21 protein-coding genes and 1 pseudogene are annotated in these 26804 nt (G+C 41.9%); 1 reads left to right on the forward strand and 21 read right to left on the reverse strand.

Going from position 1 to position 26804, the window contains the following annotated elements:
• Window positions 1-401 precede the first annotated feature (401 nt).
• Genes ACG95_RS08880 through ACG95_RS08890 form a run of 3 tightly spaced genes read right to left on the reverse strand, consistent with a single transcriptional unit; the run spans window position 402 to window position 5004 of the window.
• Window positions 402-1373 carry a hypothetical protein gene (locus tag ACG95_RS08880; protein ID WP_048000208.1) on the reverse strand — a complete coding sequence of 324 codons (972 nt, stop codon included), beginning with the start codon at window positions 1371-1373 and terminating at the stop codon, window positions 402-404.
• 14 nt (window positions 1374-1387) lie between these two features.
• A complete protein-coding gene (locus ACG95_RS08885) occupies window positions 1388-3274 on the reverse strand; it encodes an ABC transporter ATP-binding protein (protein WP_048000209.1) in 1887 nt (628 codons plus the stop codon).
• A complete protein-coding gene (locus tag ACG95_RS08890; protein ID WP_048000210.1) occupies window positions 3274-5004 on the reverse strand; it encodes an ABC transporter ATP-binding protein in 1731 nt (576 codons plus the stop codon). Before ACG95_RS08890 ends, ACG95_RS08885 begins: the two co-directional genes overlap by 1 nt.
• 440 nt (window positions 5005-5444) lie before the next feature.
• Here ACG95_RS08890 and ACG95_RS08895 point away from each other — a divergent pair, with 440 nt between their 5' ends.
• Window positions 5445-6293, forward strand: a complete 849-nt coding sequence (locus ACG95_RS08895; protein WP_048000211.1) for a polysaccharide deacetylase family protein — start codon at window positions 5445-5447, stop codon at window positions 6291-6293.
• 735 nt (window positions 6294-7028) lie between these two features.
• On the opposite strand, the gene ACG95_RS08900 is transcribed toward ACG95_RS08895, so the two are convergent.
• The 18 genes and pseudogenes from ACG95_RS08900 to ACG95_RS08985 form a co-directional block, all read right to left on the reverse strand.
• Window positions 7029-7511, reverse strand: a complete 483-nt coding sequence (locus tag ACG95_RS08900; protein ID WP_048000212.1) for a hypothetical protein — start codon at window positions 7509-7511, stop codon at window positions 7029-7031.
• A gap of 319 nt (window positions 7512-7830) precedes the next feature.
• Window positions 7831-8064 (reverse strand): hypothetical protein, encoded by a 234-nt coding sequence (locus ACG95_RS08905; protein WP_048000213.1) that lies wholly within the window; start codon window positions 8062-8064, stop codon window positions 7831-7833.
• A 1189-nt stretch (window positions 8065-9253) separates the two neighbouring features.
• Complete coding sequence (locus tag ACG95_RS08910; protein ID WP_024971558.1) at window positions 9254-9637, reverse strand: phage holin; 384 nt, start codon at window positions 9635-9637, stop codon at window positions 9254-9256.
• The gene (locus ACG95_RS08915) at window positions 9624-9920 is read right to left on the reverse strand and encodes a hypothetical protein (protein WP_021732620.1); all 297 of its coding nucleotides are present in this window, start codon (window positions 9918-9920) and stop codon (window positions 9624-9626) included. The genes ACG95_RS08910 and ACG95_RS08915 overlap by 14 nt, the downstream gene beginning before the upstream one ends.
• Window positions 9921-11092, reverse strand: a pseudogene (locus ACG95_RS08920) (GH25 family lysozyme).
• Between the two features lie 127 nt (window positions 11093-11219).
• Window positions 11220-11657 (reverse strand): hypothetical protein, encoded by a 438-nt coding sequence (locus ACG95_RS08925; RefSeq protein ID WP_225420565.1) that lies wholly within the window; start codon window positions 11655-11657, stop codon window positions 11220-11222.
• Entirely contained in the window at window positions 11657-12106 is a 450-nt protein-coding gene (locus ACG95_RS08930; RefSeq protein WP_021732623.1) for a DUF1617 family protein, read from the reverse strand. The genes ACG95_RS08925 and ACG95_RS08930 overlap by 1 nt, the downstream gene beginning before the upstream one ends.
• A gap of 6 nt (window positions 12107-12112) precedes the next feature.
• The gene (locus ACG95_RS08935) at window positions 12113-17422 is read right to left on the reverse strand and encodes a phage head spike fiber domain-containing protein (RefSeq protein ID WP_021732624.1); all 5310 of its coding nucleotides are present in this window, start codon (window positions 17420-17422) and stop codon (window positions 12113-12115) included.
• 14 nt (window positions 17423-17436) lie between these two features.
• Window positions 17437-17799 (reverse strand): DUF6711 family protein, encoded by a 363-nt coding sequence (locus ACG95_RS08940; protein WP_013355725.1) that lies wholly within the window; start codon window positions 17797-17799, stop codon window positions 17437-17439.
• 13 nt (window positions 17800-17812) lie between these two features.
• Window positions 17813-23644: a phage tail protein gene (locus ACG95_RS08945; RefSeq protein ID WP_021732625.1), complete on the reverse strand. Its 5832-nt coding sequence runs from the start codon at window positions 23642-23644 to the stop codon at window positions 17813-17815.
• Between the two features lie 15 nt (window positions 23645-23659).
• Window positions 23660-24004: a hypothetical protein gene (locus ACG95_RS08950; RefSeq protein WP_237756481.1), complete on the reverse strand. Its 345-nt coding sequence runs from the start codon at window positions 24002-24004 to the stop codon at window positions 23660-23662.
• Between the two features lie 26 nt (window positions 24005-24030).
• Window positions 24031-24429: a DUF6096 family protein gene (locus tag ACG95_RS08955; protein ID WP_003642826.1), complete on the reverse strand. Its 399-nt coding sequence runs from the start codon at window positions 24427-24429 to the stop codon at window positions 24031-24033.
• Window positions 24430-24528: 99 nt separating this feature from the next.
• Complete coding sequence (locus ACG95_RS08960) at window positions 24529-25005, reverse strand: phage tail tube protein (protein ID WP_003642825.1); 477 nt, start codon at window positions 25003-25005, stop codon at window positions 24529-24531.
• Window positions 25006-25013: 8 nt separating this feature from the next.
• The gene (locus tag ACG95_RS08965; protein ID WP_013355729.1) at window positions 25014-25379 is read right to left on the reverse strand and encodes a hypothetical protein; all 366 of its coding nucleotides are present in this window, start codon (window positions 25377-25379) and stop codon (window positions 25014-25016) included.
• Window positions 25379-25930, reverse strand: coding sequence for an HK97 gp10 family phage protein (locus ACG95_RS08970; protein ID WP_021732626.1), 552 nt, complete (start codon window positions 25928-25930; stop codon window positions 25379-25381). Before ACG95_RS08970 ends, ACG95_RS08965 begins: the two co-directional genes overlap by 1 nt.
• 1 nt (window position 25931) lies before the next feature.
• Window positions 25932-26279, reverse strand: coding sequence for a hypothetical protein (locus tag ACG95_RS08975; RefSeq protein ID WP_003642822.1), 348 nt, complete (start codon window positions 26277-26279; stop codon window positions 25932-25934).
• Window positions 26279-26611 (reverse strand): phage head-tail connector protein, encoded by a 333-nt coding sequence (locus tag ACG95_RS08980; RefSeq protein WP_013355731.1) that lies wholly within the window; start codon window positions 26609-26611, stop codon window positions 26279-26281. The genes ACG95_RS08975 and ACG95_RS08980 overlap by 1 nt, the downstream gene beginning before the upstream one ends.
• An 11-nt stretch (window positions 26612-26622) precedes the next feature.
• The gene (locus ACG95_RS08985) at window positions 26623-26799 is read right to left on the reverse strand and encodes a hypothetical protein (protein ID WP_003642820.1); all 177 of its coding nucleotides are present in this window, start codon (window positions 26797-26799) and stop codon (window positions 26623-26625) included.
• Between the last annotated feature and the right edge of the window lie 5 nt (window positions 26800-26804).

Raw genomic sequence — 26804 nt, forward strand, 5'->3', positions numbered from 1 at the left:
CCGCTAGTACTCCCCACCTCCGGCTAGACTAATTGATACTTGCAATTATTGTGGTTAACTTGAGTTTTTAAAGTAAGCTGACTGTCAGCTGCTCAAATTCAGTCTGAGCGGAGTCATCTGGGGAAATGTGCCATGAAAGTAATTTAAGGCGGCGGTATTGGCCGCTTTAAATTACGGGACGTCTTCAAAGACTTGCCCTTTAGGCTTTGAAGCGAGGTTCCAGACCGCTCTCTGGCTGGGACCGGTCCCCATGGCACGTTTTCTCGGATGACGGAACGGTGAATTGAGTACTGATACACGTCTGCACTTGCAGCTAATTTTTAACTTTCATTAATGATTGAGCAACAAAAAAATACCGGCAAGCCTCCCTATCTGGAGACTTGCCGGTATTTTTAATTACTTTATTTAGTCATAAAGATAAACAGATCAGAAGCTGATACCCCAATCGTAAACCGAACGCCCTTCGACGTGATCGGATCGATTGTTGTCGTACTACTGTTGTTACTCTTAGTTTCTTTCTTAAACTGCTTCATCACAGTTTTTGCATCCGCACCAGTTGTCGTGGTGAGTAATGCAAACGCCGTTCCGAAATTCTTCTGACGAGACGTGCTCTTAAACGCTTTGGTTGGCACAATGACTGCTGCCCCCATAACGTCACCCTTTTGCACGTTCAACCGAATTTTATAATCCTTAGTCGTCAATGCATTGGTCAAACCATCACTCGGTGTCTTGGTTGGTAACAACTCATCCTTGACCTGCTTCTTAGCCGTCTTCATGGCCGCCTCAACAGTCTGTTGAGTTGTCTGTAGACTAGCTGCTTGGGTCTTCAACTGAGCTGCAGCCGTTTGTTGCGCCTGCAACGTTTGTGCACCAGTTGCAGCCTCAGTACCACCTGCTTTGATCTGAGCTTGGGCCGTTTTGACCTTAGCTGCAATCGCTGTCTGTTGCTTCTTGAGGGCTGCGGCCTGAACTTGTAACTTCTGAGCAGTCTTTTGATCGGCTTTACTTAACTTAGACGCGATCAAGGCTTGATTATAAGTCGTTGCCATCTTTTGATAACCAACTAACTTCTTAGCCCCGTTCACGTGAACCGTCTTCGTATCTGAACCAGCCTTAATCTTGACCGTTTGGCGGGTCTCCTTGGTTGGAACTTGAATCACAAACGTGTTGTTATGCACGCTTGCCGTCTTAGACTTGCCACTATCCAATTGATAATGAACCGTCTTCTGATTAGTCGATCCTTTGACGGCGGCGACTAACCCATTACGGTTATACGTCGTCTTGGTTGTTGTTAGGGTAGTCTTACCACAACCCGCTAACAATAACGTTAACGCGCCGGCAGTTACCGCCACTAATGCTGTTTTTCGGAACAATTGACACCCCTCCTTTAGTCTAGGCTAATATTACCGGTAAATTGACTATTATATAAATCGGCATAGAAACCATTTTGAGCCATCAATTCTTCGTGCGTCCCAGTTTCAACAACCGAACCATGGTTCATAACAATGATATTATCGGCACCCTGAATCGTTGATAAACGGTGCGCCACAACGAAACTAGTCCGATTATGCAATAACCGTTCCATGGCATGTTGAATGTGGACTTCTGTCCGCGTATCAACAGAACTCGTTGCTTCATCAAGAATTAAAATCTCAGGATTAGCAACGAAGGCCCGGGCAATCGTCAATAATTGTCGTTGACCTTGTGAAATATTCGAAGCTTCTTCGTTCAGAATCGTTTGATAACCATCTGGTAACTTACGAACAAAGCTATCCACGTGAGCAGCTTTGGCTGCAGCGTAAATTTCTTCGTCGGTAGCATCTTCACGACCATACTTCAAGTTATCGAAGATGGTTCCAGTAAAGAGCCAAGTTTCCTGAAGGACCATCGCAAAGTGTGACCGGAGCTCCTCACGTTTTAAGTCACGCGTATCAACACCGTTCAACTTGATTAAACCACCCTTAATGTCGTAGAAACGTTCCAATAAGTTAATAATGGTCGTCTTCCCGGCACCAGTTGGTCCAACGATGGCGACTTGCTGACCGCTCTTAACGTCCAAGTTGTAGTCTTCCATCAATAGGTTATTATCGTTATAACCAAATTGAACGTGTTCCAAGCTGATTAAGTTATCGCTATCTGCAACTGCAGGAACGTCTGACTTAGTCTGCTTCATTTCTTCTTCGTCCAAGACTTCGAAGACCCGTTCAGCAGAGGCAACCGTTGATTGAATCGTGTTCAACAAGTTAGCCATCTGTGAGATTGGTTGTGAGAATTGTTGCGTGTATTGTAAGAAGGCTTGGATATTACCTAATGAAACCTTACCGTTAGCAACGTCGATCCCACCAATAATGGCAACAAAGACGTAGCCGATGTTATTTAAGAACATCATTAACGGCATGATAATCCCAGAGATAAATTGGGCTTTCCAAGCTGATTGGTAATAATTATTATTTTGAACTTCAAAGTCATCAATGGCATCTTGTTCCTTATTGAAACTCTTGATGACCACGTGACCCGCATAGTTTTCTTCAACTTGGTTATTAAGTAGCCCCAAGCTCTTTTGTTGCGTACCGAAGAACTTCTGTGATTTAGGTGCAATCACACCAACCACAATCACACTAAGTGGTAAGACGACCATCGCGATCAAAGTTAACTTCCAACTGATCGTTAACATCATCCAGATGGTCCCAACGAAGGTCACCGTACTCGTTACCGCCTGCGTTAAGTTTTGTTGCAAAGTGTTCGCGATATTATCCATATCGTTAACGGCCCGACTCATAATATCCCCATTAGAATGGGTATCATAATATGAAATCGGAACTTTTTGCATCTTACCTTTAAACGAACGACGTAACTTATAAACGGTCCGTTGTGAGATACGGGTCATGATGAACTGTTGGATGTAGTTAAATAGCGCTGACGCTAAGTACATCACTAACACGATCATAATGATCTGACCAATCTTTTCAAAGTTGATTGGATAGCCAGATTGACTGATCCCAGCTTTTTGCTGAGCAGCACCCTTCATAATCCCTTTATAAATTTCGGTCGTTGCTTTCCCTAAAATCTTAGGGGTTCTAATTTGGAAGATCACGGAAGCAATGGCGAAGATCATAACAATTGCCAGACCAACCCAGCGATCTGACATGTAACGCATTAAGCGCATTGCCGTTTTCCAGAAACTCTTAGGCTTTTCAACGACGCCATGACTACCAGGGCCGTGTCCGCCCATTGGACGTGCCGGTTTTGCACTAGCTGAATTCTTTTCACTCATTACAGCTGATCCTCCTCTCGTAATTGTGACTTCATGATTTCTTGATAAACTTCATTATTAGCTTTTAATTCAGCATGGGTTCCCTTACCGACTAACTTACCGTCGTCAAGTACGAGAATTAGATCAGCATCGGCAACTGTCGCAATCCGTTGCGCAACGATCACAACCACACTCTTTTGAATCTGCTTGTCCTGACGCAATTCAGCACGTAACTGTGCATCCGTCTTAAAGTCTAACGCTGAGAACGAATCATCAAAGACGTACGTTGAAGCACGTTTAACTAATGCTCGTGCAATGGCTAAACGTTGACGTTGACCACCGGAGAAGTTACCCCCACCCTGTTCAACGTGCGCATCAAGGCCGCCTTCTTCCTTAACGAAATCCGTTGAGCGTGCAATTTCAATTGCGTGCCAGATTTCATCATCGGTTGCATCGGCATTCCCAAATTTCATATTATCCCGGATCGTCCCGGTAAACAAAGTGGCCGTCTGTGGTACAAATGAAACAGCTTGATGTAAGTCAGTCAATTTCAACTTACGAACATCTTCACCATCTAAATCAACAGCACCACTTTCGATATCGTAAAAACGAGGAATTAAGTTAACTAACGTTGATTTACCTGAACCAGTCCCACCGATGATTGCCACCGTTTGACCAGAATGTGCTTCAAAATCAATATCCGTTAAAGCTAACTGTTCCGCATTCTGATAGCGGTAGTTAACGTGGTCAAAAACTAAGTTGTGTTCATCTGTAGCTGGTAATGCGGCTGCTTGTTCTGGATCATTGATTTTTGGTTCAATATCCAAGACTTCTTGAATCCGGGTAGCAGAAGCTGCTGCACGAGGAATGAGGGCAAAAACCATTGCAAGCATCATGAAACTCATCAAAACTTGCATTGCGTAAGTCATGAACGCAATCATGTTCCCAACTGGCATCGTTTGGCTACCAATCAATTGGCCACCAAACCATACAATCGCAACGTTAGTCCCACTCATAATTAAAGTCATGACGGGGTAAGCTAAGGCCACAATCGTGTTAACTTTGACCGCATTCTTCGTGTAGTCTTGGTTAGCATCTTCAAAACGATCTTGTTCAAACTTATCTTGACGGAAGGCCCGGATAACTCGAACACCGGTCAAACCTTCACGAAAGACCAAGTTGATACGGTCGGTCTTAGTTTGCATTGCCCGGAATAATGGGATTGCAAAGCTCATGATCAAGCCGATAAAGATTAACAATACCGGAATTGAAACCACAAAGATCCACGTTAATTCATGACTCTTGGTATAGGCTAAGAAGCTGGCCCCAACTAACATGATTGGTGCCATGATCATCATCCGTAACGCCATCATGGCAACGTTTTGAATCTGAACAACGTCATTAGTCGTCCGGGTAATCAGTGAAGAAGTTTCCACTTTATCGAACTCATCGTTAGAAAAGTGAATAACCTTCTTATAAATATCTGAACGTAGATTCTTACCTAATTGTTGTGATGACCGTGCAGCAAGGAAAACATTCCCAAAAGCTGCAACGACAGATAATAATGAGAAACCGATCATTTCAAAACCGATTTTCCAAATATAAGCGACGTCACCAGTGGCAACCCCGTTATTCACAATATTGGATGTTAAACTAGGCAGGTTCAAATTAGCGACAACTTGCACGATCATGAATAACACCGCACCAATTACCGCCGGATATGAGATCCGACCCTTTGCTATTTTAAGCATTTACACGCTCCCCTTCATTCATTATCAAATTAATAATGCAATATATTAATCTAACGAAAAATCGTTACTTTGTCAACCATCTTTACAAACCTCACGTAAATAATTGTAACTCACTCGTTAACCTTTGGCACTTAAAAGGTATTAAGATTTTCTAAAGGTCGATACCCCCAGCACGACAGTAAAACGCACACCGTTACTGACTGGTAACGACATGCGTTCTTGATAATCTTATTCTACCCTTTACAGCAAGACCTGTAGACTGTAAACACTCATTAACTTCATGATATTCATCGACAAATACTGGCACGCTATCTCCCATTAGCACAGTCAAGCCTTAACTAATTTGCAAAAGCTTACCCCTAACCGCTAATAAGTCGTGCCACGCTCGCCAAAATCAGCTAAGATAGGATTAGTTCTAATTTTAACGGGGGAATTCAATCATGCATTTACGGGGAACCAAGTATTTATTTGGTGTTTTACTGCTAGGCTTATTAGCTGGCTGTACGGCCACCACTGCGACCAAGCAGCACACTTCTAGCTCATCAGCTAAGGTGGCGACTAAAAGCTCGCAAACAGCAGCTAAACACCATCAGTCAACCGACCCTTATCGGCACTGGCACTCAGTAAAAAAAGTAACGCTTCCTATATTAATGTATCATAGCATCTCTAGTGGTAACCAATTGCGGGTGCCCGCTAAAGAGTTTAAAACACAGATGGCCTATTTAAAGCAACACGGCTACCGGACATTGACCGCTAACGAAGCCGTCTACGCGCTGAAGTATCATCGTGTACCACAGAATAAAATCGTCTGGGTAACGTTGGACGACAGCTATAAGGACAACATGACCGCCGCATGGCCGATCATTAAGCAAAACCATCAGCACGCGACCATTAATTTCATCACGGGCTTTACGGGTAAGAAAACCCATTTAACTCTCGCTGACGCTAAATTGATGAAGGCATCGGGTGCCATTGATTTTCAAAGTCACACAGTCCGCCACTTAGACTTGAACGACCTCACCTATCAGGTTCAATTGACTGAACTGGTTAGTTCTAAGAAGTGGCTTGACCACAACTTGCACCAGAATACGCAGGTCATTTGCTACCCAGCTGGCCGGGCTAACGCCTTGACGATCAAAGCCGACAAAGCTGCTCATTACCAATACGCGCTATCGACTGTTCCAGGAATCGCTACTAGTCAACAGGATCAGTACAACTTACCACGTCAGCGGGTTGTTCCGGGAATGTCGTTAGCCGCGTTTTCATCTTTGTTAGAATTCAGTGATTAATGCCATTCTAGCAACTTTCTTTCAAATCCAACTGCTTTAAACTAATGACCACATACAACAAAGCCCTGACCTAAGTTATTCGACTTGGTTCAGGGCTTTGTTCGCTCTCTATCACTATTTATTTAATCAATCTAAATAACCAGTATCATAAACACCATGCCAGTTTTTTTGCACCAAGAATCAATACTACTATCAATCAACGTTGCTTATTCCTCAAGATGAGACTTGCACTTGACACAACCGATGCACTACTTGAGCTTGACGTACTTGATAAACTGCCTGAATCTGATGGTGAATAATTATCAATCAACAACCATAATGCACTAATACTAAGCATTCTTGGTTTATCGTTCATCTGATAACTTAATATGAACATTTTTCTCTGCCTTTTCACTGGCTATCATCTTAGCAAACTTTGTACACTCATCTTCGATATATTCTAACGCTTGACTTGCTTAGTCCAATCAGATTCAAAGTCTTTATCTGCTTCTGAATCTAATTGAGATTGCGTAAACGTTGTTACATCTGTTGGCTCCGCTGGTTGAGAATTATTGTTTAGTTAAGTCTATATACCTGTAATTTCTTCGACTATGGTGATTCCTCCTGAAATTAGCTCAAAACAAAAAGTCGTGTTACCGATTCCGACCACGCCAATAGGCCTAGCTACGGTCACACGTCTTATTACTTCACGATGTTTATTTGTACGTAGTTTAATGACTTGATTGGGTCATAATATTATTTCAAAGCATTATCAACATAATTATATAGCTCTCGTTGCAAGTCCCCGACTAATTCTCCAATTTTTTGTCTATAATTATCAACCTGATCACAATAATACTTATCTCCAAAAATATAATCATGTGTGCCAGGATAATCTAAAGAGTTCAATTTATAAATACGACAATTTACTTTTTTAGCTTCAAAATCACTAATTTCTGTAATTAGCTGTTGATATTGCATTCTATTCTCTGAAGATGCATATGCAATCATAGCATCTAATTTAAAGCGACTTTCGGATAACAAATTACTCTCCACGTGAAATTTTCCATCAAAATCTTTGGTTTCTTGTTCAACAAAGGTTTTACTAGCTCCATGACGAACAGTTGCATAGAAGTCATCCAACAATAATGCATTAGGAAAGATTTGTTCTTCAAACATTGGGAAAATTAATGGTATTAATTCTGTTAAATTTTCTATTGCTTTTTTCTCAACGTACATTTTTTCTTCTAAATGTAATTGTCTATTTTTATCATCTACCGATTTTCTTCGTTCTACGCCAAATTGATTTTTAAGTTACCTTTGAGAGAACAAATTTGAAATTAATAACACAATAATCGTAGTTAGTGCAGGCACCCCAACAGTAATTAATGTTTTAGTCCACGAATCATTATTCACCAAACTGATCCGATTCATAATATCCTGATTTGTTATAGTTAATAGCATTTAAATCACCTCATCTATTAACTATAGCAAATCAAGAACTAGAATTCTTACCAAAATAAAAAGCCATCTCAATCAATAAGATGACTATCACACTCTAATAATATAAAACATCATTTTTCCTAATTTCAGCATCTAAGATTATATCCACTTTACCAGCAGGTAGGCTTTCAGGATTATTGTATAACGGAATTGAAACAACACTTAATCTTTTTCCAGATTCAAGATGAACAACAGACCCCGCATCAATTACTTTATGTGGTCGTGTAATCGTCACTACTGATTGTCCACGATACATATATACACTTTCAGCAATAATATTTTCAGTCATTAGTATGATATAGCCCTCCCACATTTTAAGTCTTTTCTTAGTATCACTAATTGCTTTTCGAGTTGATTTTAAACTATTCGCATTATCAAGTAAATACGGGACAACTAATTAGCAACACCACTTGTTAATTTTTCTTCCAAAAACTAGTGGTGTTGACGCTATTCAATTGTTTTTGGAAGAACATTCCGTGTTTGAGTGTTTTTCAGGCATAAAAAAAAGCACCGAAACGCCTTTATATCAGCGTTTCGGTGCTTTATCATTTCTCAACATTTATCAGTTAATCACCCGCACGGTAGTTATACCATCAAGGGTAGCACGCTATAAATGCCATTTATAAGCCATTTCTGAAAAAGAGAGATTTTTAATTTACAAATCGTGGAAGAGCACAAATTAATTTAATATTGGTCCTTTTTTTGATGTTTTGCTTTATCCACTATTATATACCAACTTATTATCTCAAACACACAAAAAAAGTCCCACACCAGCCAATTAAGGCTAGTGTGGGATTTTACAAATGACTTTACATTTTTTACTAAAGGGCAAAGTGTTAACATTGCATCTGTTTGCTTCGTTTTTCGCTGAGATACTTTCTCTTATGTATTAGCCATCTACCTTTACAGCAGGCGGCTTTTTACGCAAAAAATTCCCCACGCCGAAGCGCAGGGGAATTAATCAAGTTATAACTATCATCTAGAAACTACACTAGAGACAATTAATATTATACTTATTACTTGCTATTCTGTAAAGTATTGTAGTTATCTAATTAGCTATATTGACAGCTAATAATGCTAAATCTAAACTCTCACTAACAAAATATACAGGCAAGCAACACAAAAAAATCTTCCACTCATCAAGCAGAAGATTATCCTCATCACTTCCGGCACCACTAACCGACAATCTTAGGGGGATTTGAAAGCTGTGATACTAATAACAGGACAAGGGACATAATAACACTTGTCGGTTTATATCACAATACCGAAAGTAATCTATAGAAAAATATTAATAAGTCCTTGTTATATTAATCAGGTTTAATGTATAATAACTGTGTTCTTTATTATCTTAGGAGAAACAGAACACCCATTTTATTTATTTAAACATTGGGCCAGTCTTGACTGGCTCTTTTTTATATATTTTGTTAACAAAAAATCCCCCACGCCGAAGCATGGGGGACTAGAACAGTTCACGATTATTATACTATTTTTTCTCCTGATTGTGAGGCGGATTCTGACGTCGTTTCAGTGTTAGATGATGCAGAACTATTCACTGCAGCGACTGTGGACGTTGGTGTTTGCGCTTCGTCAGCAACTTTATTAGCCGTCGCTTCAACTTGGCTTTCCTCGTCACTTTTAACTGTTGGTACTGTCACTGTTTGAACGTCAGTAATAACGCCCAGCATACCGAGGATCGTTAATACGGTATTCAATACTGCGATAATCGCTGACCAATCACCAGTAAACTTAACACCAAACATGGCAAAGACTTGTTGAATCAAAACGATCAGTAAGGAAATAATCCCAGCGATCAATTTACCGTTCAAACTTCCATCGGCATTCTTAAAACTAATTTTTTTCATTTCCTTTGGCTTCCTTTTCATATAGATGTTTAAATTCCATATCATGACCATCTAGCCGGCCTTCTACCTTAATGACCCGATTTTCAATCGCATTCATTGCTTCAGCATTTTGCTGCCTCACTTTTAAACTTTCATCGGTAAAATGGCTCAGCCGCTTGCCTAAATCGTTAAGCGGGATACGGACCGTCTTATTTAGAATCCAATTAGCTAGTACACAAATACTAGCGACAATGGCAACAATTGATCCCCATTCATCCCATCCTAATCCTAATAGTGTATGCAATCACCGCACCACCAATCGCTGGCCAGGATAGATAGTGGTGTAAATCGTCTTGCCATTCTGACTAGCTAATGTAGTCATACTTAGGCCGTTTCGCTGAGCAATTGACCACCAACTGTCGCCAGACTTGACTGTATAATACGTATGACTAACCAGCTTACCAGTAACTCGCTTCCCGTAGGCTTGACCTTGGTGACGCCTAGTTTAATAAAGCCGTACAGGCCATTTGAACGGGTGTAGCGTGCCCATACATAGTCATGTTCAATAATGACAGCGTTGTAAGTTACACTCTCACCCTTATGATAGGTAGCCACTTGGCTAACTTTGTCGCTATCCGTGTAGCGAACAGCTAGTGTCAGATTAGGATAGAACACCCCTAGCTGGCTGTATTTAACGACCTTAAAGGTGGCCTGCTTAGTGGCCTGAGCCTTCTTAACATTGGCTTGAGCTTGTTTCTTGCTAGCAGTCGTGTAGCCTGATTTAGTAATTCCCGTTAGGTCAACATTGCCGTCTAATCCACCTGCTTTATACATGCTAGTGAATTGGAAGATAGCCACACCGTCCATTGATGGAAACCAGTTATAATCAGGGCTAGTTCTAACCAAGTAGTCTGGATACTCAGCTAGCCATAGGCAATTACCATAGGCTTTAACAATGGCGCTAGTGTTAACATGAGCATTGAGGTAAGCTTTACCGGAATACAACATAGGGGTATAACCAGCCGCTTTAATGAGGGCCATCTGGGCTAGAATGACATTAGTGTTGGCTGTCACACTATTAGAAGCACCGTCCTCATAGTCTAGTGCGACAATACTACCCTTGGGCGTCATAATCCGTGGCAAGTAATAGGCCATCATCGCCTTGGCATTGGTCATATTGCCACCGACACCGTCCCATAAATAGGTATGCACTCGTTTACCAGCCTGTTGAGCTGATTTAACTTGGCTGTTATACGTGGTCTGAGGAATATTAGTGCCACCATAAAAGCCACCTGCCTGTGAGAGCACGAACTTATCGGTGCTATAGCCGAATATCCCACTATTGCCGTTATACTTAGACCAGTCGACCCCTTGGTCACGACTAGTTGAAGCCTGACTGGTAACATTGACCATTAAAAAGGCCATAAAAATGGCGCCCACCGTTAAGATGAGTGCCTTTAACTTGTGCTTATTCAATTGTCTACCTCCTATTTGTCATTCCTGATTGAACGGTCAAAAGCGTCCTAAAATACACTGGCCTAGTCGTTTTAACTTATTAATTTTCAATTCACCATCTCTTCAAAGTTCATCTTTCACTTAATACTTATGATGTTGGCAATTCATTCTTAAGAATGGATTGCAGCACACTCTGCGCCTCCGACATCGTAACATCGTCTAACTTCTTATCTGAAAAATCTGATTCAGTGGCAGTAACATTCGCATTCACATATGTGCCAGTTTCAGACTGATTAAATTGAGTGGATACCGATGAAATCTTGCCAGCAGTAAAACTCCACCCACCATTAACTGCAATTAGAGAGTCAATTACTGATGGAATCTTATCCACCGCACGTTTGGATAATTCTTTTTTGGTTAGATCATCGAAAGTTTCATCTTTAGCTAAGTCAGTCGGATAAATAGTGACATTTGCTGTAATAGTTACTCGACCTTCTACTTCACCACGAAGGCCTGCAATTACAGAGCTTGTATTACCAGTTCCATCTATATTATAAGAGATGCTAGTGTTTAATAATTCCATCATTATTCCCCTTTTCCATATGCTTTATCGAACTGATCAAATACTAATGCGTATACTTGAGCTACTTGCCCTTCCATCTCATATGGATAGTCCTCAAGTGCATGAAATAAAGCTTTCATTCGTGCAGAATATGAGCTGATTTCAATGCTTACAGGTTCGTTAACTAATTGATCAAACTCTTTTTGAGCTTCGTCCATGGTGTAGTCATCTTTCAGAATTAGCGTCTTTTTATCTTTCTTATAGACAAAATCCCCATCTTTATCTGTTTTAAAGAAATTCTTTTGGGTTGCTAATTGGTCAGCATTAAATTGCTTGTTTAGTTCCTCAAGATGATTAATCAACCAGGTGCGACCAAGCGAAGCTCGACCTTTAAGCTTGAATTCTGACAAAGTGTTTCCAATGGCTACCAGTTGTCCGTTTGTGAATGTTAATACTTCTTTTCTTGCTGTCATAATTGACTATACCTCTTTCATTTCTTTGACTTCAGTTTCTAATTCAGTTATACGATCCCGATAGTTACGGATCAATGGAATAAGAGCTAATGCGACCCGGTCATATTGGATACCCCGGACGCTCCCTTTATCATCGTATTCAACCAGTTCATTCAGGCCAGCATCATCCAGATCGTCAGCAATCATTCCAAAGTAAGTTTCTGGAGTTTTAGCATCAGGGTCAAGGGTCTTGGTTAATACCTCTTCCTTGTCTTTCCAATGTGCAACTGGAACTTCTAGAAGTTTATCACCTAGCTGGGTTTCAAATGTTCGAACAATATCGGTCTTGTACTTAGCAGCGGAATTCGATGGAACCAATGCCCCATCGGGGGCCAAATATGCGTTCGCACCATGAGATGTTGAATGAGGAGAGTTTAGATAAATGTAATCGGCCATCACAGTGATGTTCTTACCATGTAGACCCGTCCCTGCATGACCAGGATCACCAACTCTTATAAATGGCGAATAGCTAATATAGCCATTATTATATTCTCTACCCCCAGATATAATCACACCCCGTTCCGCACCGCCGATCTTGGTTACTTGCCATCCGGAGGTCGAATGCCCTCCAGAAATGCCTGCGAACTTTTCTTCTCCCAGTGGCGAAGAAAAGATACTTCCATCGTTAGCCCCGTTAGTGACCGCAAAATAGTCACGCCCCCAGAAAGTTGCACCACCCCAAGAGGCCCCTGCCTGAGCATTACTGATACGAACATATGGGCTAGTTTGACGGTCGAAAAATTGCGGTTGGATCATTTGGATTTCCCCACCAGATATGAGTATACGGTTATCCTTGTCAGCAACTGACATGTACTTGCTGTTAATGTTAATATCAATCGCATTATCAGACGAATGGATACGTCCTTTCTGGAACTCGACATTACCAGTATTCAGATTAATCGATAAGTTACTACCGTTAATCGTACCGGTTGTTATATTGTTCGCATTAAGATTGATTACATTGATATTAGCAGCATTAATAGTACCTGCAGTAATTTTATCAGCGCTTAGGCTCGAAATCATGGCGTCTTTAATGATGGCATTATCGATATAGGTATCAGCCGTAATATGCAGGTTGTTACCGTGTATCTTAATTCCTTCAGGAGAGATATTAATTGCGTTAATAATCCCATTCTTTTCAACACGAAGAGCAATCCGGTCATTAGTTTGAAGGATAGCAGAATATGCGTGCTGAAGTTCTGCACCAGTTGTAATATCAGGAACATAGGCCGCAGCTTTATCTCCTTGGTTGAGCATTGGGCATATCATCGCAACATGACCACCACCATGAACACGAAATGAAAGGCAAACAGTTTCAGTTCCATCCGGAGGGATGACATTTTCAACTTTAATTAGTTCCAGTCCACGGCTGTTTTTATGCGTTTCCTTGTATCCAATACGAGCGCCCTTAGTGTCGTAAAATTCAACAATAATCATCGCATCGATGCCAACGTGATCAACATTTATATAAGCACTAGCCGACCATGGAGTTGAGGTGTCCAGCCCAATAACAATTTTTCTTGAGAACAAATTATACCAAGTATTGGTATCTGTCGTTGTTGGTTGATTAATACAAATACCTTGGTACCCGTTAACCCATGACCAAGCAAAATCTGACTTATACCAAGTTGCAGTTGTCCCACCAGTCCAAGATGTTCCATCCATATAGTCATATTGGAATTGTGAGTTAGTTACAATATTTCTTTTGCCAAAGGTATTGACCTGCCCTACAACAGAAGTTATCTGGTTGCTCAATTGCTCTACCTTGGATTGATAGGTGCTATTATCCACTTTGCCACGAACCGTCGTTTGAATGGCGTCCACAGTTTGCGAAATGCTTGAAAGTGCTGTGATTGTCGCATTGTCCAACGGACTAGTGGAATAATCTGTCATGACTGATCCTCGTTCAAGCTTAGGACCTGCGACAATTAGTTTATTAGTGTTGTCATTAGTCCGTTCAAGTCGAGGGCACACGTAACCATCAGCAGTTACTACAAACGTAACGGACACTCTCTGCCAAGTACCATTTAGACTAATGTTTTTAGCACCAATATCAGTATTAGTACTATTCACATTATCAATTCCTCGGCAATATAAATTGGATTTACCAGTTCCGCTATCATACTTAGCATAAATTGAGAAAGTATACGTTTCTCCTTTTTTAACAGCCCAGGTCTGAGACAATCCATTCCAGTCTTGGGTGGTAGAAACGGCAGTCATGCCATTATAAATTTCACCAGTTTTTGTCCAGGACTCATATCGGTTCCATACACCAGGATTATCAAAGTCACGAGTATCCCGGTATAAGTTAGTTCCCACAGCACTATCCGTAACCTGCTGCTGAACGGTGGCCAAAGTACTACTAAACGAGCCAGCTGTTGCTTGTAGCTGACTAATATTATGCTTGTTCGCATCATTATCGGTGCTCAACGAATCAAAGCTAGCAGCTAAAGACTTGTTCGTCGCCTGAAGAGTTCCAATGTCCTTAGTCTGCTTTCCAAGAGCATCATTGACGGTAACAAATTGAGCTTTAAACCCACTGGAATCAGCTTTCAAATCATTAATACTTGTCGTCTGTCCATCAACCGTAGTTTTAACACTAGATAATGTTGAGTTAATTCCATCGGCAGTAAGCTTAATTTGATTTTGAGTCCATGTTTGGGTGGCATATCCATTAAGATCTTTCTGCTCGATTTTCTTGGAGATGTCAAGTTGCATACCGTCAACAGTTTGAGAAAGCTTGGAGAAAGCAGTAACTGTTGCATTATCCAACGGGCTGGTGGAATAATCAGTTGCCATGGCCCCTCGTTCAAGTTTAGGACCAGCAATGAGCAAGGTATTAGCGTTGTCAGAAGATCTTTCTATACGAACATTTATTGGCCCATCATCGGTTATTGTCACAGTTCCTGTGACCCTTTGCCATGTTTCGTTTAAAGAAACTGTTACTGATCCAACATCCGTGTTGGTCGAATCATTACTATATCTAAAATATATCTTAGAATTGCCAGTCCCACTTTCGTATCTGGCGTAAATTGAGAAGGTATAAGTTTCACCTTTCTTAGCCTGTATAGTTTGTCCTAAACCAACCCAATCATTTTTCGTTTCCATGATTGTTAGTCCATTAAATTTTTCTCCAGTTTTGTAATAACCCGACCAGTTAGTCCATGCACCAGGATTATCAAAGTATCTAGTATCAATATACAAGTTAGTTCCCACAGCGCTATCTTGGACTTGTGTCTGAACGGTCATCATGGTACTGCTGAGTTCTGTTGCCGTTTGACGGAGCTGGCTAATATCATTCTTATTAGTTGCATTATCAGTAGTAAGTGTATTAAACCCCGTGGTTAAGTCTTTAGACGTGGCTTGCAAGGTACTAATATCAGTAGTTTGCTTGCCAAGAGTATTATTAACAGTCGTAAACTGGCTCTTAAAAGAACTTGAGTCAGCCTTGAGGTCATTAATACTGATAGTCTGACCGTCAACAGTCGTTTTGACACTGGACAGGGTCGCATTTATTCCATCAGCAGTAACTTTAATCTGGTTTTGCGTCCAAGTCTCAGTAGCGTAACCATCCAAATCAGTCTTAGTCAGTTTTGTAGCTAGACCATTCTCTAACTCTGCAATGGTCATAGTTGAACCATCAGTTAGAGTCTTGTAACTCTGGCTGACCGCTCCGGCTATTTGCTTGGCATCTTTAGAATCAGCTGCAGCAGAAGAGGCCTGTTTAACGGCAACACTAGCATCACTTTGAGCGCCAAGTGCACTAGCTAAGGCACTCTCTGCCTTTTGGTCAACTTTTCCGAATTCCGAGGCTGTAGAGTTTGCTGTAGCAACTGCGATACTAGCATCGCTTTGTGCATCAATAGCTCGATCCAGTGCTTGATTAGCTAATGCATTTGTATCATCGTACTTGGCCGCAAGCTGGTCAGCTTTATCACTGGCCGCTTTAGCTGCATCTGTACTAGCCTTAGCTTCCAGTTCCACTTGGTCAACTTTTGCTTTCACTTCTTCCCCAGTAGCGTCCGACACAGTAAGTACCCATTTACCAGTTCCATCTGCCTGACGCTCGTAAGTCCACAATTCAACTTTATTACCGTTCTGCTTGTACCAGATATCGTTAAATTTAGCTCCGTATGGCGGTTCAGTTGTATCTGTACCATAGATATAGTTACCCGAAGCACCTTGCCGTCCACCTAAGTCAGCAACATATTGTGATAGCTCGCCTCGCCAAGCATAGCTACTACTAGAGGTTGAGGCCTGATCTGCTTTAGAAACAGCAGACAAACTGCCATCAAACGTCATAGTATAACCATTATTAGGCACGTTGAACTTGTTTCCCTTAGTATCCTGTAGTGTTAGCCAATCGCCAGCTTCTATTGCAGGATTGCCAAACCAATTCAAACTGAAAGGGTAGAAGGTCAAGCTTTGTAACTGTTGCCATATTGATGCTAAACGATCCATTGTCATCAAATTGTTGGTGAGTTTAATCTGTGATCCTGACGCTGCCCCTACTTGAAGCGTGTTTGCAGTTTCGGTACTCTGACCTGTTGAATCCGTAGTAGTCGTTGTGACCTCACACTGAATACCGCCAATTTTGTATGGTGCTTCATTTTTTGTTAAGCCACCTTGTTCATATTGGCTCGGATCTAATGTATAATCTGGCTCTGTAATCGTGCGAATTGTTAATTTGCCGTCCCTATCAAACGTCGCAAATCCAGCATAAAATTGAGCAATCATGCCAATTGCATTTCGATACGTTTGACCGGTAATAGCACTCGGTAAGTTAACTTGTACAGGCAAACGACTAATGTCAGTTGTATTGAGTAACACGCCAGCCAAATTTGCAATTTCTGCAATCACACTGGTCATTTTCGCAGGGTAAGTTAACTTAGAAGTGTAGGTACCCTCCAATAGACACATCTGGTCATATGCCTTAATTGTTGTCTCATCGTTGTTTCGGTCCATTTGAATGTCATCTGATACGATAAAAAGACCAAGCGAGCTATACTCATAGCCATTAGATGTTTTTATACCAATCTTAGGCCATACCGTCATGCCAGGTTTAAGTCCTTCAATTAAGTGCGAAAACTTAATTGTCACGCTGTTTTCATAATTCGAGCCAATACCAAACGTATCTCCAGTATAGCCACCTGCGTCATATGAAATGGATGCAATATCTGTCGTTTTATAGTCAATCTTGTTAATTGTGACAACTGCATCCAACGTCCGTTCAGTTGCCTTCCATGCAGCGAGGGCTAAATCAGATTGCTTAATCATTAATTTTCACCCGCCTACTGTTCAATGAAATCCATTGAAACATTTTGCCAAATATAATCTGATGTCACTGGGTTAAGTGTATAAATCGGTGCAGTCCGATCACCAACATAAAATGTTTTGGTCACTACTGCACCTTCTTGTGGGTCTAAATAACTGCAAGAAAAAAACTGTCCAGAGACAGCTTTTAGTATTGTGCTATTCTCGGCCAGTGTTAGCGGCCCCCATTTTACTGTTAACTTGCGTTTGATTGCGACACGGTCTCGATGCAAAAGTCCATTCGCGTCACGCGATGCTTTTGCATCGATATCTTGAATTGCAACTTCTAGGGACTGTGGTGCTTTAACCACTGTCCCACCAATCTTCAGTGAATATGTCAATCGTAATCATCTCCTATAGTCTCAACATGTTTTTACCATTCTTCTGATTTACCGCGTTAATACCTTTAATAGCAGCATTACCGAACTTCTCATCGCCAACTTGCAACGTCAAGTTCACATTGATTGGTTGATTGTTCATGCTGCCGCCAACATTTGTCATTTGTAAGCCCTGTACAATCGCATTAACGATGCTTGTTCCGAGCTCGTTAATGCCGCCACTATTCACACTCTGTGTACTTGTACTACTTGGCTGACTAGCCAGGTTGTTCATATCCATCGACTGAGTTAAAGCTGTGGGCATTTGTAGGCCATCACTGAACGTTTGTCCCATGAAGCTTAGTGCCTGCTTAATCAATTGCATTGACCGTGGAATGTTAGTTAAAGGTAAAACCATTTCCGGCTTATTCTGTTCAGCCACTTCGATCATTTGATGAGCATCAACAAGACCACCATTAGCAAAACGGCGGTGCCCAATCGGTCCACTGTGCAACCAATCAAATTTAGGCGTGCCCCAAATGACTGTATGACCAGCAGCATTGTAATAGTCTGAGTTATTCAGATAAGCCAATACTTGGTCAAATGATGATCTGAAGTTATGATGTCCAGGGAAAGCAAATGCATCAAATGTTGACTTGACATACTGTAGTGGTCCACCTGCAGGATTACCAGCTAGCGAGTTCACATCAGTAATTGTCTGCGTAATATTTCGATTCCCGGTCTCTGACTTAGCCACTTCAATGATATCGTGTTGCATCTTTGACCACCGCGATTTAGGAACTTTAGTCATCTCGAGTGCGCGACTAATCATTGAATGAGTGATTGCACCACCATTTGGTCCTTCGCTCTCGCCGTATTCTTTGAGAATCTTACCGACCCAACTTTTAGCACTATCAACACTAAAATCCACCATACTTTTAGCAACATCTAGCGGATAGCCACCTAAGTCGGTAAATTTAACAAACTTGTTCATAGCAGCTTTCAATACTTTTTCAGGGTGCGTGACATCGTCCCAAATATCACTTGCCGTATCTTTCACACCATTGGCAAAACTGCCTACACTGTCCCCTATACCACTGAACAAATCACCAAAATTCGGCATGCTAAAGTTGAAACTTGGCAAATTGAAGTTACCAATACTTGAAAAGTCAAAATCAAAGTCTCCAATACCACCGGCATAGTGTGGCACCATTGCTGTTGCTTTACGAGCCGTTTGTGCCGCATTGAGAATTTGAGTACCTCTCGGAAGATTGACCATCATATTGCGAACTGCTGGGAAAAGACCTGTTCGTCCATTTGGTAACTTGTATGCTTCACGATACTTATCACCAACCTGATCATTAACGATTGCTGGACCACCTTTATGGCGACCACCAGTTGCAAATGACGGAACACTCCAGTGGCTCAATGACTTTGCTTTGCTGGAGGCGCCTACGTGATTGAGAATCCATTTAATGCCATCGATAACGCCATTAACGGCTTTTCCAATCGTACCAATAATTGCATTAGCAACATCCGCAGAACCCTTTTTTACAGACTTCCAACCAGATGAAAGACCGCCACCAATTTTACCGCCTAAACCACCGGCCCATTTTGCAATTGTTTTACCCGTGCCAGTTCTAAACGAAGCAACCCAATTACCTAACTGAGTACCGGCTCTTAACGCAGCTGTTCTAGAACTCCCCATTCCAGAATTAGTCTTCGAGCCTAAACTTCCAGCCCAACTAGAGACAGTCTTACTTGCGCCAGTTCTAAAGTTATTAACCCATGAACCTAACTTACTACCCGCATTCTTGGCTAATCGTTTGCCATCTTCGACTTTAGTATTAACATTACTACCGATATTTGATGCCCATTTTCGAATACCGACGATTGCACCTTTAGATTTGCTCGTAAACTCAGACGTCCAGTTACCAATCTTTTTACCCGCTTCTTGAGCGGCCTTTTTACCATCAGAAACTTTCTTATGAACACCGTTGCCAATATTCGATGCCCAAGTGTTAACAGTTCTTTTAGCACCGCCAACAAACCCAGTAGTCCAATTACCAATATTCTTTCCTGCTTGTTGGAAATCCTTCTTAGCATTAGTTATATGGGTCCCAACCTTTTTACCAACACTCTTAGCCCAATCGGAGGCTTTACCCGGTAATTTCGATGCCCATTTAAGAATATTCTTACCTGTTTTTGTATCTTTAAGGAACCAGGAAGCAATCGTGCCAACCGGATTAATAATAAAACCAATTATTTTAGTCCAATTTTTAGAGATCCAATCGATTGAATCTCCAAACCATTTGGTTATATTCTTCCACACAGAATTACAAAAATCTCTAAATTTCTTATTATGTTTGTATAGCGCGACGAATCCAGCAACTAATGCCGCGATAGCCAATACCACTAATGCTACTGGATTCGCGTCCATAACTGCATTCAATGCAGCTTGACCAACAGCAGCCAGTTTAGACCACACAGACCAACTCTTGAGCGCCTTCCAACCATCTGCTAATGCAGCAGCATAATCTGACCACTTCATTTTTGCAAGCGACCATAATGTCTTCACACTGCCAACGGCTTCTTCTAACTTATCAATTCCAGTAATACCCTTGAAAAAGTCTCTGAGAACATGCCCTTTACCACCGATAATAACCGCTTTATCAGCTAAATTCCCCAGTAGTCCTATTCCATTGCTTAATCCTGTCATTGTTACTTTGAATGCAAACATAGTTACTAAGACTTTCGCCATTGCTTCAACGGCCGTATGGTGTTTATCTACCCAACTGGAAATCCCACCTAATGCATCTGCTAACTTCTTAAGCATGCCAACGATAACTCCACCAGTCCACTTTGCTAATGGCTTAAGGAACGAATCCCATATCCATTTAAAGGCTGGCTGTGAAGCTTGAATAATGCTGTGAAACAACTTAAGCGCCGCAGCTAATGCATCGAAGAACGTTGGGATTAAATTAGTAATCGTGTATTTGGCCAATGGTAACAGGATATTTTGATATCCCCAATCCAGGCCGTCCCATACATCTTTGACTACTGGTCTAATCGCTTTTAGCAATCCATCAATCGATTGTAGTAAGGGTGTGAAATTAAGCTTAGAAGCCCACTTAATGGTTGCTCCTGTCATGTCGTTTAACGCACCCAACATGTCATTAACCATACCGAGCAGCGTTTTAAAAATAGATGTACCAACGCCACCATGTTGCCAAGCCTTGTCAAATTGGCCGCCAAGTGCACTAACAGTATTAAAGATGTTTGTGAATATCTTGTAGAGATTTGATGCAATTTTCTCACCCGCACCACTATTCCAAGCATTACGAAATGCTACCGCAATGTTATTCAATACTTTGATGACCTCATTCAGCATATTTAAAATCGACTGAATGAGCTTAGTACCGGTATTACCATGGGTCCACGCATTGTCGAACGCTTTAGAAATATCACCAATAATTCGTGCAACATTAGTAGCTAATTTAATCAGGTTCGCAAAAATACGTTCGCCTAAATTGCCGCCATTCCACGCGTTCCGGAAAGAATTCGCAATGTCGTGGATCAGTTTCAATACATTATTCAGCGAATTGAAAATAGTTTGGACTAGCTTAGTACCACGACCGCCACCACCTTCCCATGCTTGTGAGAACGCTTTGGCAATATCACCAATAATGTTAAGCATGTCTGCTAACAGCTGTAAGATAGCTTCTACTGTCTTCTGACCAGTGCCGTTGTCCCATACATGCATAAACGATCGTCCAACATCGCTGAGCGCTCGTTCAACCTCTTTCCAAGCGTACTTAGCAGCATCCACTACTGATTTACCCTTGGCGTCCCAAGCTGCCTTCATTGGGTCGAACAGCTCACCTAAAATTTTTTGCAGTTTTTTAGCTGCATCAGTTGCGCTGTTGAATGGCTGACCTAATGGTACGCCGAAATTGACACCATCATCACCAGCTCCAGCATCAGTACCATCCATCGATTGCAGTGGCGTACTTTCCGGTGCGTTTTGTGTTGGCGTTGAATCTGGTGCCGTTTGTGTTTCCTGCGGAGTAAAAGTCTCCTTTGGCTTTTTATCATAAGAGTAGTCTTCATCATCATTGCTCTTATCAAGAACATTCAGTTCATCAAAGCCCATTAAAGACTGCATGAGTTCTTTGTTCTTTTTCTTGGTTGCTTCCATGGAAGCCTGAGAACGTTTATTGGCGGCTTCAATTGCCGCGTTAGCAGCACGAACTTTGGCAGCACCTTGTTTGTTCGACTCCGCAATTTGTCGATTTGCTTCACGAACTGAGGCTGCTTGAGCTTGATTTTGAGCGCGTATTTGTGCATTAGCCTCACGAACCGACTTTGCCTGGGCAGCGTTTTGTTTTCGAATCTCTTCGTTAGCCTTCTTAACAGAAGCAGAAGCTTTACTAGAAGCTGAGGCCGTGTCATTCAGTGCCTTAGACTGCTCATAAAGGCCCTGCGCACCTTGTCGAGCTTTGGAGTAACTCATACCCGTTAGTGCTGACGTGAACTGTGCCAACCATGATGTGGCTTTAGATAATGATGACATTAACGCATTCACGGCCGGAAGAACAAAGTTATAAATCGGATAGAATGCTGTCAGTAAATTGACCTTGATTTGATTCAGACTACTTGCAAACTGCGCGTTCGTCTTAAATGCTGTCATCATCCCAGTAGCAAGTTGCGTCAAGCCTTGGTACAGCAACCCAAATACGATTAATTGTGATGGGAGGTACTTCAACTGCTGGGCAATGCCGCCCAGGGCCCCACTGGTCCGTCTAGCACTAGAAGAGGCTTTGTTCATTGAAGAACTACTACTATTTCCAAAATTGCGTATCCGACTTGTTGCACTTTGAATACCGTTGCTAATGCGACTGAACCAATTAGAAGGCCCCTTACCGGAACCTGATCCTTTATTCATTGCGCTACTTGCCGCACTGCCGAAACGATTATACGAACCTGCCGCTCGTGTAGCAGCCGTCCCGGATTCACCCATCTCAGTATTGAGCTTACCAATTACAGATTTAAGTTCGTCACCACGATCAGAAACATAAGCATAGCTCTTGTTCAGACTATCATTGGAATTAATGAGCTTGTTCATCTTATCGCGTGTGCTCATGATGCTCTTTTCAAGTGCCGTGCTTTGCTTGGTCAGCCGGTCGCTGGCACCCATCGTCTTCATAGAATCCTGAACATCACGATAGGAGCCCTGCAACGCCTTCAACTGACGCCGATAGGTTTCAATTTTAACTTCGTTTTGATCCATAGCTTTAGAAATCTGCCGCAGTGAGTCCGGCACCGCTTTAAATTCTTGTCGCATTGATTGGGCTAGAGCTTTAGCTTGGTTTTGATAACGCGTCATCTGAGCTTGAGCGGACGCAACCTGATTATCAATTTTAATTCCTTGCGTCCCATTCTGTTGAGCGGTATTCAAGGACGTTTTTTGATTCATTAAGTCACGCATCTTGGCTTGAGCAGCTCGGGCCTGATCCATCTTTGCATTGATATCACTCAGCATGGCCTGTAAGTCCTGTTTTACCTTAACCCGGCTACCGGTAAACATCTTGCCAGCATTCTGGTTGACCTTGCTAGCCCCGGTAGATGTCGAGCTACTCATTCGTTCGAATGCAGTTTTGATAGTCTCGTTCAAACCGGACAACTGGTCTTGCAACTTTTGAACACCTTTAGAAACATCCATCGACTGCTCGGTCTTGTCCATACCGGACTTCGCACTATCAGCGGTCTTCCCCATCAATTTATCAATCATCGGTTGAACCTTGGCAAATTGTTGTTCCATTTGTTCAGTGTTCACTTTGAATAGCAGTTCAATTTCTTCAAGTTCCACGTTGTTTCCCCCTTCCTATGTAGTTTTTTTGAATTTTCGGGCTGTCTTAATCTTTTGCGATTGCTGCATTAGAAGCAACTGGTCCCGTTTCCATTCAGGAACAGAATCCGACGATGTACTAGTCGCTGTTTTGATAAATGGATAAGCCTCTTCAACCGATGGCATTTTGCTAGGGTCGTTCAAAGCAAATGCCATCATCTCAGCTTGCTTGTGATCCATTACCGCTCTCATTCGCATATCATCTATACGGTTACGATTATTTGCGATTACTTGAACCATGAGTTCACCAAAATCAAGTTCCCAAAAGTGGTCAGAATCAATCCCAGATTGCACGGCCAATGGGTAAATAGAACTTAGCAACTCAGAAACAGTCTGGTAATTATTGCTTAAAGTGTCGTCTCGGTCGTTGGTTCGTTGTCCAGAGTGACTTCCGATTCCGTATTCGTCTTCGAAGCCGAAGCTGTCTTGCCGAAAAAACCAGATTCCTGGAATAAGTCTGTTAGCACTGTAAATAAATCCATTGGGGCATGACCTTCATCAAAATATTTTTCAAAGGCAGCAAAAATGTCGTTATCAGTAACGCCGTGAGTTTGGTTCGAACCTTGCAATACGATAAGCATTTCATTCAATGGTGGCAATTTCATTCCGCCATCCGCACTCATAAAGAGCGACATCATAGATTTACCCAAGCGTTTTTCAATATTCAAAATATCACGGCCTGTTAACTTTAATTCAAGTTGTAATCCACCCATTTCAAACTTCTTAGTTGCTTTCTTTACTGTCATAACGTAGTTCCTCCATTTTTATTATTCGTCTCATATCAGCCTGCTGGCCTACTCGTCTCTTACTCAAGTTAATTATTATCTGGATAAAATGTGACGGTTCTAAGCTCCGGCGCTACTACTGGCCGTTGCAAAGTCCGGTCCGTCCGATACGATAATCGAAATCGTGTATTCAAGTGCTCCGTTGACAGCAACGTTACCCATTTTGACGGTATATGAGCCAGTGAAAGAAGCTGTCATCCCATCAGGATAAGTGACCTTCCATTTATATTGCTTATTGTCACCATTGTGCGTTAAAGCCGTTGCAAAGTTGCTGCCCTTGTACACAAAGGTAAAAGCTAACGTTGATGTATTTTCAATCCCAGGAACTGACTTCTTTTTCGTATCTGATAAATCAGTCACATCAATATTTTCTGGGTCTGAACCCATGTCAGGAACGGTCTTAATACCGCCAATTTCATCAAACTTAGTGCCATCCACTGACATTTCAAGCTTGGTCCCTGTTCCGGCAAGCCCGGCACTAGCGTCTGCAGCAAATCGTTGTAAATCAAATACTGTTAAATTCTTTTTCAATTTCAATCATCCTTTCAACTTTCAAATACGCGGTGACTAGTGTTATCAACAACACCAGTAAATCGTAATACAGTGCGATTCACACCCGCTAAATTGCTATCACCAATATCGCTTGAAAAGCCCATATCACCAAATGATGACATGAGCTTATTCGTGATCGCCGTTGTGCTACCTTCTTTTAAGAAGAGGTCAATTGTGATCGTCCATTCCGTTTGCAACTCTTGCTGATTAGCATCACGAAAATAGGCTTTATGTGCCGTGTTGTATACAGCGATTGGGAACACCGTTAAATTATCTGGGTACGTGGTTGAGACCTGTTTAATTTCCGGTATAGCCGTTAGTGCTTGATACACTACTGACTTCACATTAATAATTACCATCAACTACCCCCTAATTTGTTATGGAGTGCGGCCTCCACACTCTGCTTAATCATCTCTGGTGCCTCACGACTGGCTTGTTTGACGGCGGGGGTTAAAAACTGGCGGGCGGGTTGACCGCTTGTCCGATAGAATGTGTGTCCGTCGATTTCGATTTTAGGCATACCATACAGTTCACTCAGGTCAGTATCAACGTCATCAGCAGGAATGAACCAAGGCGTTTGCCTGTACACTGGTGTAAATCCACCGGGTAAATCTTTTTGCGACTCCTCACCTACTCGTCCAGTACCGAGCTCACGAAATAGCGCTACTGGGTCATCGGACCAGACACGACCGACAATCTTGCCATCACTATCGACAACCTCATATTTAATACTTCGAGCCAACTCACCATTTCCATACTTAACGCTGGATTGAAGTTCTTTGACTGCATAGCCCTCTGCTTTCTCAACAACATCAAAAGTAGCATCCCAGATGGCATTGTGAACCACACTGGGCATTTTTTTGAGCTGAGCTTTCAGCTTATCACTGCCACGCCATTCAACTTCAGCCATCCTATTCGCCTCGTTTACGTTGCTCTAAAGTGATATTTTTATGGGTGCTGAATGTTTGTATCGAATTGATAACGTAATCTGGCTCGCTATCTTTAGTAACATTGACACAAACACCCCAATTTTCTTGTTGACCTTCATTGATCTGATTACCTTGATACTTACCAGATTTAATGTACTTAAGGTCTTTGCCCCAGATTTGCGCATTCACTGAACCGCCAGCAGCTTGAATGTTCATCCTCACTGCAATTGGATTGCTCCATCCCGCCGTAATGACATTACCTTCATCATCGTGGCCTGATTGTTGTTGTCGTAAATAAACAGTTGTCAGGTCTGTTGGTCTAAGGCGCATTAGAATCGCCTCGTTTTCGCGACTCGGTAAGGTGCTAGCGCGGTTTTAATTATGTTAGGTAGTCCCAGTTCAAACGATTGAGAAACGCCGCCTTCTGACCGCGATGCTTCGCCTTCTGTTCCTTGCTCGTTGTACATGATAATGGCAAGCCGTTTTGCCTGAATTAGAATCGGTGTCGAGAGTGAAGACCGGGTATAATCCAAGCACGTTTGAACAGCATCATCAAAGATGTCATCAACCACCGCAGCATCCGGCGTGTCTTTCTTAACACCTAATCGCGTATATAGTCTTGTCAATTGTCCCGCCTTATCTGGTGGGCTTGGTTTAGCCATACGATCATCCTCTATTCTTCGTCGTCTGTTTCTAACTGAGCATTATCGGCAGTTTTCTCGTCCTTCTGCTTATCAAGACAAACAAAAAGCTCATCATTGAACGCGTCTTGCGTAATGCTGAGCTCATCACCTTTTTTATACCGAGTATCTTTATACCGAATTGGGTAATCTTTAACGCGAACCTTCATTATCA

The sequence above is a fragment of the Lactiplantibacillus herbarum genome, from assembly GCF_001039045.1.
GTDB lineage: Bacteria > Bacillota > Bacilli > Lactobacillales > Lactobacillaceae > Lactiplantibacillus > Lactiplantibacillus herbarum.